Origin of the sequence: Streptomyces sp. NPDC057654, from assembly GCF_042800135.1 — a bacterium.
Lineage (GTDB): Bacteria > Actinomycetota > Actinomycetes > Streptomycetales > Streptomycetaceae > Streptomyces.
This window is the reverse complement of the sequence record NZ_JBHVHQ010000214.1, coordinates 1-11,124: the sequence shown is the minus strand read 5'-3', so window position 1 is coordinate 11,124 and position 11,124 is coordinate 1. Positions and strand designations below refer to the sequence as shown.

Below are 11,124 nucleotides of genomic sequence, written 5' to 3'. Positions count from 1 at the left end.
GTTGCGGGCCACGGCCGAGGAACGGAACTCGCCGTCGACGCCCTCACCGCGGCGCTGCACGACAGCTGAGCCGAGACGCTGGGGACACATGGGCGGCGCGGGCGCTCCGCGTCGCCCGCGCCCATGCCCGTACGCCCGCGCCCATGCCCGTACGCGCGTCGCCCATGCCCGTACGCGCGTGCAGGCGGTTACTCCGATGCGCCCTCGGCAGGCTGGCGGCGGGAGGGCGGCGGTGCGGAGTCGGGACGGGGGAGGTCTCCGGTGTCGATGACGTGGTGGGCGACGGTGGTGAGCAGGAGGCCGTGGTGGCGGGCGTGACGGCGCATGGTGGTGAAGGCGTCGGCGAGGGAGATGCCGCGATGGGCGGCGAAGAACCCTTTGGCCTGCTCGATGGTGATGCGGCTGTGCAGAGCGGTGTGGAGTTGTTCGTTGACGGTGTCGGCGTGCTCCAGGGAGCGTGCGTGCAGCAGGCCGATGGTGGCCGCGTCGGCGAACGCCTGGGCCATGGTGAGGTCGTCGGCGGGCAGCGGACTGTCCGTGGCGCGCAGGAGCAGCAGGCTGCCGAGGGTCTCCTGGCGCAGCCGCAGGGGAACGGCGCTGGCGTAGGTGTAGCCGGCCTCGCGGGCCTGCGCGGTGAAGTTGTTCCAGGCGGCGGGGGCGCAGGCGAGGTTTCCGGGGGTGACGGCGTGGGCGGTGCGGTACGCGTCAAGGGCCGGGCCTTCGCGCAGGGCCAGGTCCAGCACCTTGGCCAGCGCCGGGCCGGGGTCGCACGGCGCGGGGCTGTAGAGCTGGGGGCCGGGGTAGGCCAGCAGGACCGCCGCGTCGGCGACGGCGAAGATGTCGCGACAGCGGACGGTCAGCTGCTGAAGGAAATCGATGACGTCGAAGTCGGCGACGAGGGTGTCGGCGAGTTCCACGAAGGTTTCGGCGATCTTACGTTCTCGGCTCATGCCTTACTCCTCGATGCTCACACACCCGCCGGGACCCGTGCCGGTCGACGGGTTCACGACGGCAGTTCCCGCAGGACCTCGCGGGCGGTTTCGGTCAGGGGGCTGCCGGAGGCGAAGGCCCGCGCCCGCAGCCGGGCCAGCGCCTCCTCCAACGACACGCCGAGCCGGCAGCTGAGCACGCCGGTCGCCTGATGTACTTCGGCCCGGTGCAGGTCGACCGCCCCGGCCATGCCCGGCCCGTCGTCGGAGACCTCGGCCCCCGGCCGCCAGGCCAGCAGCCGGCCGGTCAGCGCGTCGGCGACCCGCAGCCCGTCCGCCGCCTGCCGGGCGGTCAGCGGACCCGGATCCGTGCGGTAGCCGGTCAGCGCCCCGAACCATGCGGCCCCCGTCCGGACCGGCCACACGAACACCGCCCGTACGCCCAGGGCCTGGGCCTCGGCGGCGAACTGCGGCCAGCGTTCGTCCGTGCCCAAGTCCGCCACCTGGGCGGGCACTTGGCGGAAGTCCGCAGCCATCCCGGGGCCCTGCCCCAGGGTGAACTGCACATCCTCCAGCCGAGCGCTGACGTCGTCGCTGAACCACACCAGTTCCGCGCCCCACCGCAAGGAGACCGCTATTCCGCCCAGGCCCAGCGCATGGGCGCACCGCACCGCCCACACGCGGTGCTCCCCGGCTTTGACGGCCCGCTCCAGGCCGACGAGCAACTCCTGTACCGACACACGGTTCTCCATCGTTGAACCTTCCGCGCCGAAGGGTTTACCGGCTCCGGAAGACGACCACGTTCCGTACCCGGAAGGCTACTGGCCCAGTATTCCACCGCACCAGCGGAGTCCGTCTCCGCGGGGAACAGCTTCCGCTACTCGGCTGGGACGAGGCGGTTCGCCATCGCTGGACGGCAGGTTGAGCGTACGCGCGGCCGTGGTGCGCGGTGTGCGGGCCGTGTCGAGTGGGTGGTCCGCCGGGGTCCGTCAGGTGTTCCGCTTCCGGTGTCCTGGACCGTTCCGGGGGCTGTCCGGGCTGTCCGGGCTGGTCAAGGCTTGTCCGGAGCGCGTACCGGACAGGAGGGGCGCGACGGCATTTGTCCTTGTGTCGTTCGTTGTCCATCAGCATGATGACGCTCGTGCGGGACCCAGGGGAACTGTCGCCCTGCGATGCCCGAGACGTCGCCGGCTTCGTCGAGTCGATGCGGCGGCTCAAGGAGCGTTCGGGGCTGACGTATCGCGAATTGGAGGAGCGGGCCGCCCTCCGCGGTGACGCGCTGGCGCGCAGCACGCTGGCCGATGTCCTGCGGCGGAACAGCCTGCCGAGGGCCGACGTGGTGGCCGCGTTCGTCCGCGCCTGCGGGGGTGAGGGCGCCTGCGGGGTCGGACGCGTCTGTGCGGATGGACACGCTTGCGGGGACGGCCGGTGGGTCGATGCCTGGCTGGATGCGAGGGCCCGGCTCGCGGGGGAGGCCGAGGCCGTATCCGTCGGGGCGGTCGAAGCCGTGCCCGCGGTGGAGGCCGCGGTCGTGCCCGTAGCCGCGATCAGTACCGGGACCGAAGCTCAGCCGCAGCCCGAAGCGGCAGGCTCCACGGGCTCCCGGCCGCGCCGGGCCAAGGCCCGCCTGGTCACGCTCACGACCGCGCTCATGGTGCCGCTGCTCGCCTTGGGCATCTGGGGCCTGCTGCCCGACAGTTCGGGGGCGGGGGGCACGGGCACCTCGGCCACCCCGGCGACCATCGCTTCGGCGTCTTCGACAGCTTCGGCGTCTTCGACGGCTTCGATGTCTTCGACCGCTTCGATGTCTTCGATGGCTCCCGTAGACGGCTGGGTCACGATCCGCCCCGCCCGCACGCCCGGACTCTGCCTGACCGACGGACGCGATCGCGGCGGCGCCTACGGCAGCGCGGTCGCCGTCCAACTGCCCTGCGCCAAGGCCACCGTGCCGCGAACGTACCTCGAACCCGCCGGTGAGGGCCTGTACCGCATCCAGTGGCACCACCCCCAGATGGGGCGGGGGTGCCTGACGGTCATGCGCGACGGTCCGGTGAAGGGCATGCTGGAGCCCCGTAACGACTGTGCCCAGGCCACCCTGTTCCGCCTGGAGACCACTGCCGCCGACAGCTCCGGTGGTTTCCTGATCCGCCCGGCCGACAGTGGCCGGTGCGTCGGCATAGCCGGTGGCGCCGTCGCCGAAGGCGCCGAAGCGGTCGAACAACGATGCACGGGCGCGGCCGGCCAGAGGTTCGTCATCCGAACCGGCTGACAGTGCCCCGGACACTGTCCGGATGCGGCCCGGACCCCGTGCCTGACCAGGCCGGACAGGTGCGGAGCCGTCCGGGACAGCCCCGTGGTGTTGTGCCCGCCAGGCCGTACGCAGCACGCTCCACTCCCTCTACTTCTTGTCGCGCCGCCCATCGGCGACGCGCTCTCAGCAGAAGGAGCCTCAGGTGACCACATTCGTGCAAGCGCTCACCGATCGCCTCGTGGAACGGTTGCTGCCCGGAGGGACAGCGCACGCGGTCAAGTGCCACAGGGCCGGATCGAAGTGCATCACCGGCAGTTGCGGGGGCCAGAAGAAGTACACCCAGTACCGGGTGAACTGTGATGACGGCAGCTACTACTACGAGTTCGGCCACTGCGGCTGCTGAGACCGGTTGCCCCGGTGGCCTTCCCACGCGTGGCCACCGGGGCTCCTGTGGCCGGTCCCCGGTCCTTGGCCCCGGCCCCCGTACTCCGGCAGACGGAAAGGTGTGACTCGCGCCATGGAACTCGCCGCGGTGTCCTGTCGGACGCTGCTCGTGGTCGTCTTCGCAGTCGCGGTGGTGACCAAACTCAGCAGTGCGGAGTCCTTCAGCGCGTTCGCGCGCTCCGTACGGGAGTTCGCCGGGCTGTCCGCGCGCCGCGGACGCGCCGCGGCTCGGCTGGTCGCCGGGGCGGAGGCGGCCGGGGCCGTTCTACTGGTGCTGCCGAGGCCGCTGACGATGGCCGGATTCGCATTGCTGGGATGTTTGCTCGGGTCGTTCACCATTGCGATGGCGGCGTCGCTCCGGCGCGGCCTGCGGGTGCCGTGCCGGTGTTTCGGCGCCTCTACGAGCAGTACGGGCGTCCTCCCGCTCGTGCGGAACGGCTTTCTGATCCTCGTGGCGGCGATCGGCGCCGCCGGGACGTTCCACGGCGTGCCCACAGCGCCGGGCGGCCTCGCGGTGGCCGTCGGCGCCGGGCTCGTACTCGGTGCCGTGGTGACCGTACTCGACGACATATACGAGGTGCTGCGCGACTTCCTGCCCGTCGCCGCGCCGAAAGGACACAGGTGACAGGTGACCATGGCGTATCTCATCGCGGCCGTCGTGCTCGTCGGGGCGCTGTGCCTGCTCGACCTCCTGCTGACGGTGGGGCTGATCCGGAGGCTGCGCGCCCAGCAGCCCGCGCGCACGCCCTCGTACGCGGGCGGCATCGCCGGCAAGGGGACGGATCAGGTGACGGATCAGTGGACGGGCGGGGGAACGGATGCGGCAATGGACGAGGGGATGCTCCCGCCGGGCGCGATCGTAGGGACCTTCGAGACCAGGACCGTCGACGACCGGACCCTTCGCAATCGCGATCTCGGGGTGGGGGTAAAGGCGGGGGCCGGGGCCGTTGTGGTGTTCCTGTCTCCCGGCTGTCCTCCGTGCCACGCACAGTTGCCGCGGGTGGCGGCGGCGCTCGGAGGGGCTTCGGTGAACGGGGCTGTCGCCGTCGTCGCGGGCGGGTCGGACGGCGACTCGGAGACCGAACAGATGGTGCAGGAACTGGGGGCGCTCACCACGGTCGTACGGGAATCCATCGCGGGACCCGTGACGGAGGCGTTCGGGGTCCGCGCCTTCCCGTCCATGTGTCGGGTCCGCGCCGTCGGTGACGAACTCGTGGTGGAGGCCGTGGGCGAGCACGTGCTGCCGGCTCCCGCCGCCGTAATCCGGTGAGGGCTGATGGGGGGTCCTCACCGGGTCCGCGGCGGCTGGCCGGTGTCTTCCGCGCGGCGGCCGGGCTCGCCTTCAGGGCCGCGCCCCGGCACGTAGCGGCCCTCACGCTGCTCTCCGCCCTTGCCGCGGTGCTGCCCATCGCCTCCGCGTGGACGGTACGGACGGTGCTGGACCGGCTGGCCGCGGGCGGCGGGCTCGCCGCGCTCCTCGGCCCGGCGGGGCTGCTCGCCGCGGTGGGCGTCCTGGCCGCCGCGGTGCCGCAGCTCGCCCAGTACGTACAGGCGCAGGCGCAGCGCGCGGCCGGGCTGCGCGCCCAGGACTCTCTCTACCGGGCCGTGGACGCCCTGACCGGGCTGAGCAAATTCGAGGACCCGCGGTTCCTCGACCGGCTGCGACTGGCTCAGCAGGCCGGGGGCATGACGCCGACGCAGGCGGTCAACAGCGGGCTCGGGGCCCTGCAAGCCGCGCTCACCATCGGCGGGTTCCTCGGCTCGCTCATGGTGCTGAGCCCGGTCCTGGCCGCAGCGGTGCTCCTGTCCGGGGTGCCGGTGCTGCTCGGAGAACTGGCGATGAGCCGCCGACGGGCGGCGATGCTCTGGGACATCGGCCCCGCGGAGCGCCGGGAACTGTTCTACTTCCAGCTCCTGACCAGCCCGCGGGCCGCCAAGGAGATCCGGCTGTTCGGCATCGGCGGATTCCTGCGCGGCCGGATGCTCGCCGAACGCCGCCGGGCCGACCGGGCCAAGCAGGCGGTGGACCGCCAGGAGGCGGTGGTCCAGCTCGCCCTCGGCGTGCTGGCGGCCGTGGTCGCGGGCCTCGGTCTGCTGTGGGCGGTACGGGCGGCGGGACAGGGCCGTATCAGCGTCGGCGGCGTCGCGCTGCTGGTCACCGCGCTGCCTGCCGTGCAGGCCGCACTCGCCTCACTGGCGGGCGAGATCGCGGGCGGGCACCAGGCGCTGCTGCTCTTCGATCACTATGTCGCGGTCCGGGAGACCGAGGACGACGTGCCGGTGTGCGCCCGTCCCCGGCCGGTGCCCCGCCTCAGGAAGGGCATCGAACTGCGCGACGTCTGGTTCCGCTACGGGCCGGAGCACCCTTGGGTGCTGCGCGGCGTGAACCTGACGGTCCCGGCGGGCCGCGCCGTCGGCCTGGTGGGGCTCAACGGCGCGGGGAAGACGACGCTGATCAAGCTCCTGTGCCGGCTGTACGACCCGGAGCGCGGCCAGGTGCTGTGGGACGGGACCGATCTGCGGGCGTTCCACCCCGCCGAGGTGCGCAGGCGCATCGGGGCCACTTTCCAGGACTACATGGAGTACGACTTCACGGCCGGCGAGAACATCGGACTCGGCGACCTGGACCGGCTGACCGAGCAGCACGGCATCGAGAGGGCCGCCCGCCTGGCCGGAATGCACGACTCCATCGCCGCCCTGCCGGGTGGCCGCGGCTACCGGACCCTGCTGAGCCGGACCTTCTTCTCCGAGGAGGAGAAGGACGATCCGGTCACCGGCGTCGTCCTGTCCGGCGGGCAGTGGCAACGCCTCGCCCTGGCCCGGTCGTTCCTGCGCGACGACGCCGATCTGCTCATCCTCGACGAGCCAAGCTCCGGCCTGGACGCCGAGGCCGAACACGAGATCCACCTGCGCCTGCGCGACCACCGGGCAGGCCGCACCAGCCTGCTGATCTCGCACCGACTGGGCGCGCTCCGGGACGCGGATCTCTTGGTGGTGCTGGAGAACGGCCGGATCACGGAACGCGGCTCACACGACGAGCTGATGCGGGAAGACGGCGCCTACGCCCGTCTGTTCACGATGCAGGCGTGCGGCTACCGTCCGGGGCCGGCGTCGACACCGTCCGACACCACGGCCCCGGCCCCTGACCTGGGCAAGGCGATCCCATGAGGGTGCCTGTTCGGCAGTTGGCCCCGATGGTTCGGCAATTGGCCCCGCCGGCCTTGTTGGCCTCGTTGGCCCCGATCGCCTTGGCGGCCCCGATCGCCTTGGCCGCCTTGGTCGCAGCATCTCTGTTGAACGTACTGCTGGCACGGCGCCGCTTCGCTGTCATCACTGTGGCTGGTGCCAGCATGGAACCGGCCTACGAGAGCGGTGACAGGGTGCTGATCCGGAGGCTTGGCCGAGGCGGGGGGATCGGCAAGGGGAATGTCGTGGTGGTGAGGTGGCGTCCGCCATCCGGCGGTCCACCGGGAGAGCCGGCGAAGGCGATAGCGCCGCCGTCGGCGCTGACCCACCAGGAGATCCCCCGTCCGGCCGATAGCCCGTCGAATACCCGAAGTCGCCTGATCAAACGAGTCGTGGCAGGCCCCGGTGACGTGGTCCCCGCGGGCCTGGCCCCGGCCCTCGCCGCCGACGCCGGCCGCCCAGTACCCCCGCACCGATTCGTACTCCTCGGCGACAACACCGCCCACAGCCATGATTCCCGCCATTTCGGCTACCTCGAACGCGGCGACATTCTGGGCGTGGTGATCCGCAGGCTCGAACGCCGCCGATGACAGTCAATGCCGGTTTATCCGTATGGGCGTCTGTTGCTGGGGCCCGGACAGATGGGACACCGAGCGGATGCGGACACATTGGCGCTCTGATGGGCGAACGCGATCCCGTACGAAGTATTTCCAGGTCAGGGAGGTCGTAGGGAGGCGGGGCGGGCGCTGGGCGATGGGTTGCCGTCTGGGTCGGTGCTCGCTGTCCGGTTCGTGTTCTTGCAGGTCAGCCGGTTGAAGATCGAATCTGGCCGGGGTGTGGGGTGTGATGGCGAAAAATAGTTCAACGTTAAACCAACTGAGGCATCCTGATTGAGGAGCAGGCAGCCACTTGAGTGCCGATCCAGGCCCCAGCCTCATCAAAGGAGATGACCCGACGTGAGCCAGACCCTTCCTCTCCGCCTCCACCACCACGCATGGGTGACCGACGACCAGGAAGCCACCCGGCGCTTCTACGAGGACGTGCTCGGCCTTCCTCTTGTGGCCACATGGACCGAGCGTGAGGTGATGCGCGGTGCCGAACGCGTCTACTGCCACACCTTCTACGGAATGGAAGACGGTGGCGCCCTGGCCTTCTTCCAGTTCGCCGACCCCGAGGACCAGAAGGAATTCCAGACCGAAATCAACTTCACTCCCCTCCGCCACATCGCCTTCAAGGTCGAGCAGGGAACCCAGGACGCGATGTGGAAGCGGATCACCGAGGCCGGCTACACGGAGCCGGAAGCGATCGTGCTCGATCACGGATTCTGCGTCTCGCTGTACATCACGGACCCCAATGGGCTCAGGCTCGAATTCGCCGTCGATCACCCCGACGTGGAGAAGATCGATGCCGAGCGACGTGCCACGGCCCACGCCGACCTCGCCCGCTGGCTCGCCGGCGACCACACCAGCAACAACTCCTGGCGCTGACCTCCGCCGCGCCGGACCGATCCGCAGCCGAGGGGCGTTCGTACGCCCGTACGGCACGGTGCGTACGACGGTCCGGCGCGACGCCGGAGCGCCACGATCGAGCCGGGCCTTTCCGGCTTCCGGTTTCCGGTTTCCGGTCTTGAGGCGGTCGCGGGTGTGATGCCGCTGTGCGAGCAGCCGTCGAGTCTCTGCGGTTTGCCGCCGGGACGTGCTGATCGCTCGGCGCGCGGGGGCCGAACTCCGTGCCCGAATGCGCAGCCCCTCGCGGCGTACGGTCGTCGGCGCCGCAGTCCGACGGCGCGCCTGGATACCCTGCGCTTGTGGCTGATAACTCAAGGGAGTCGCGAGGGTTGGGGCTGCGGGGAGCGCCGGAGCCGAGGAGGCCGACGGCGTCGGCGGCTCTCGGCAGTGGGGGAGGTGAGGCGGCAGCCGACCCGGGAATCGGGACGACTGCGTGCCAGGCGGTCGTGCTGGCGGGAGGATTCGGGCGGCGACTGCTTCCTCTGACGCGTGACCGGCCGAAGGCGATGGTCGACGTGCGGGGCACACCGATCCTGCGGCGTCAGCTCGACTGGTTCGCCGAGTCCGGAGTGGAGCACGTCATCATCTCGGCGGGGCACCTGGCCACCGTCATCGTCGACTATCTGAAGTCGCAGAAACTCCCGATCCGCGTCGAAGTGGTGGTGGAAGAACGACCGTTGGGGCGGGGCGGAGGACTCAAGCGGAGCGCCAAGGCGTTGCCGTACCCCGAGGAGCCCTGGCTCGCCGCCTACGGCGACATCTGCACCCGCTTCTCCCTCGCGGACATGTACGCCCATCACGTACGGCACGGCGCGTCGGCGACCGTGGCCCTGGCCCGTCCCGCCGAGCCGCGTGCCGGTGTCGAGTGCGATGAGCGGGGCCGGGTGACGGCACTGGAGCCGGCGCGGTCCCCGTCTGCTCCGTCCTTCCCGTCTACTCCGTCCTCCCCGTCCTTCCCGTCTGCCTCGTCCTCGCCGTCTACCCCGTCTTTCCAGGCTCCCCGGGTGAACGCCGGCATCTACCTCTTCGAATCCGACGTGGTCGGCCTGCTCCCCGATGAAGGTGATCACGTGCCCAGCACGCTCGCCCATCTGATCCGGAACCGCCGGCTCATGGGGTACCCGGTGGACGTTCCATGGTGGGCCGTGAACACCTCCCGAGACCTCGCGGACTTGGAGCGCGAGCTCGCCGGGCGGCCTTCCGGACGCCCGGCGTGACGGTCGCGGCGCGCTCGGCCGACGGCACGGCGACGTGTCCGACCAGTGGCGTGGTGATGTATACGGCCAATGGCGGGCCGAGGCCGCCGACTGGGCGCCGACTGGCGGCCGGCTGACAGCCGGCGGCCCGGCATTCACCTGCCCGGCATTCCCCTGACCCGCATTCCCTTGACCTTGGCCGGCAGTCAGTCGATTGGCATGGGCGTCGCCTGGAAGACGTCCTCCGGATCAACCGCAGCCTTGATCGCCTTCAACCGGGCGGTGTTGGTGCCGTACAGGTGAGGGTGCTGGTCGGTCGCCTCCGGCCCGACCAAGTTCTGGTAGCCGCCCGGGAACGCGTACGGGGCCAGCTCCCGCGACATCGTCTCCGCCCAGGCGCGATGCCGCGCACCGTCGGCGGGATCAGCGCCGCCGGAGGCGGCAGCGGCGTCAGAAGCGGTGGGCCAGATCGCCACGATCTCCGCCATCTGGTGCGGCTCCCGCCGGATGAAGGCGGTCTCAGTGGGGGCGACCCGACTGGCGGCGCCGTGGAAGTGGTGCACCGAGACGGCCGACATCGGCGAGGTCAATGCCTCTCCTCCGGCGATCAGCACCTCGATGACGTCCGGGGCGAGGTCCGGAACCGAGCGGGTGCGGATGCTGACGCCTCGACCGGCCGGGAACATCGCGTCCCGCTCGGCCACCGCCGCGGCGTGGTTCACCGCCGCGAGCTGCGCCACCGCGGGCGTGCCCAGGCGGGTGAGGCGCTGCACCGGGCCGTTCGGATCGGTGCCCACGGCCGGGTCCCCGCACCAAGTGGGCAGTAGCAGCACCATGGGGGCGCCGTCGGGCCCCAGCATGACGGCGGTCTGTACGGTCAGTTCGTCCGGGCAGCCCGCCTGGATCTCGCGCACCGCGGTGAACACCTGCCGGGCCTGCTCCCAGGGGTACGCGATGGTGCCGGTCACCACACCCGGCACCGCATGCACTCGCACGTCGGCCGATGTCACCACGCCGAAGTTGCCGCCGCCCCCGCGCAACGCCCAGAACAGATCGGGTTCGTGCTCGGCGTCGGTGCGTACCACCGAGCCGTCGGCCAGCACCAGTTCGGCCCCGAGCAGATTGTCCGCGGCCAGCCCGAACCGGCCGCACAGCGGGCCGTAACCGCCGCCCAGCAGCAGGCCGACGAGGCCGACGCCGCCGATCGTGCCGGTGACGGCGACGAGTCCGTGCTGGTCGGCGGCGGTGAGGACTTCGTTGATGCTGGTCGCGCCGCCGACCGTCGCGGTGCGCCGCACCGGGTCCACCCGTACCGAGCGCATCGGCGCCAGATCCAGCGTCAGCCCGCCGTCGCGCAGTGCCCGTCCCGCCCAGTCGTGCCCCTGGCCGCGCACCGACAGCGGCAGTCCGAACCTCCTGGCCGTCCTGACGCCCGCCTGGACGTCCGCGGTCGTCGTGCAGCGGAGCAGGACGGCCGGAGTGCGCCGCACCGCCGCGTTCCACAGGGCGACGGCCGTGTCGTACACGGGTCCGCTGGTCAGCACCTGATCGGCGGAGACCAAGGAGCGCAGTTCTGCCGCGACTTGCTCCGCCGCAGTCTGCTCTGACGC

General features: G+C 71.3%; 11 protein-coding genes. 8 read left to right on the top strand and 3 right to left on the bottom strand.

The annotated features are described in order from the left end of the window. Positions 1-188: 188 nt before the first annotated feature. Entirely contained in the window at positions 189-950 is a 762-nt protein-coding gene (locus ACFU99_RS18105) for an ANTAR domain-containing protein (protein WP_384392734.1), read from the bottom strand. Positions 951-1,003: 53 nt separating this feature from the next. Then, positions 1,004-1,681 (bottom strand): ANTAR domain-containing protein, encoded by a 678-nt coding sequence (locus tag ACFU99_RS18100; RefSeq protein WP_384392731.1) that lies wholly within the window; start codon positions 1,679-1,681, stop codon positions 1,004-1,006. Between the two features lie 389 nt (positions 1,682-2,070). On the opposite strand from ACFU99_RS18100, the gene ACFU99_RS18095 reads away from it, so the two are divergent. From ACFU99_RS18095 to ACFU99_RS18060, 8 genes are all read left to right on the top strand, one after another. Next, the gene (locus ACFU99_RS18095; RefSeq protein ID WP_384392728.1) at positions 2,071-3,198 is read left to right on the top strand and encodes an RICIN domain-containing protein; all 1,128 of its coding nucleotides are present in this window, start codon (positions 2,071-2,073) and stop codon (positions 3,196-3,198) included. A gap of 184 nt (positions 3,199-3,382) precedes the next feature. Beyond that, entirely contained in the window at positions 3,383-3,583 is a 201-nt protein-coding gene (locus ACFU99_RS18090; RefSeq protein ID WP_384392725.1) for a hypothetical protein, read from the top strand. A gap of 114 nt (positions 3,584-3,697) precedes the next feature. After that, positions 3,698-4,249 (top strand): MauE/DoxX family redox-associated membrane protein, encoded by a 552-nt coding sequence (locus ACFU99_RS18085; protein WP_384392722.1) that lies wholly within the window; start codon positions 3,698-3,700, stop codon positions 4,247-4,249. A 9-nt stretch (positions 4,250-4,258) separates the two neighbouring features. Next, a complete protein-coding gene (locus ACFU99_RS18080) occupies positions 4,259-4,894 on the top strand; it encodes a TlpA family protein disulfide reductase (RefSeq protein ID WP_384392719.1) in 636 nt (211 codons plus the stop codon). Then, positions 4,891-6,792, top strand: coding sequence for an ABC transporter ATP-binding protein (locus ACFU99_RS18075; RefSeq protein WP_384392716.1), 1,902 nt, complete (start codon positions 4,891-4,893; stop codon positions 6,790-6,792). Before ACFU99_RS18080 ends, ACFU99_RS18075 begins: the two co-directional genes overlap by 4 nt. Beyond that, positions 6,789-7,400 carry a S26 family signal peptidase gene (locus ACFU99_RS18070; RefSeq protein WP_384392713.1) on the top strand — a complete coding sequence of 204 codons (612 nt, stop codon included), beginning with the start codon at positions 6,789-6,791 and terminating at the stop codon, positions 7,398-7,400. Before ACFU99_RS18075 ends, ACFU99_RS18070 begins: the two co-directional genes overlap by 4 nt. 366 nt (positions 7,401-7,766) lie before the next feature. Next, positions 7,767-8,297 (top strand): VOC family protein, encoded by a 531-nt coding sequence (locus ACFU99_RS18065; RefSeq protein WP_384392710.1) that lies wholly within the window; start codon positions 7,767-7,769, stop codon positions 8,295-8,297. A 467-nt stretch (positions 8,298-8,764) separates the two neighbouring features. Beyond that, positions 8,765-9,535: an NDP-sugar synthase gene (locus tag ACFU99_RS18060; RefSeq protein ID WP_384392707.1), complete on the top strand. Its 771-nt coding sequence runs from the start codon at positions 8,765-8,767 to the stop codon at positions 9,533-9,535. Between the two features lie 185 nt (positions 9,536-9,720). On the opposite strand, the gene ACFU99_RS18055 is transcribed toward ACFU99_RS18060, so the two are convergent. Further along, on the bottom strand, positions 9,721-11,124 hold a 1,404-nt coding region (locus ACFU99_RS18055; RefSeq protein WP_384392704.1), incomplete at its 5' end, for an FAD-binding oxidoreductase.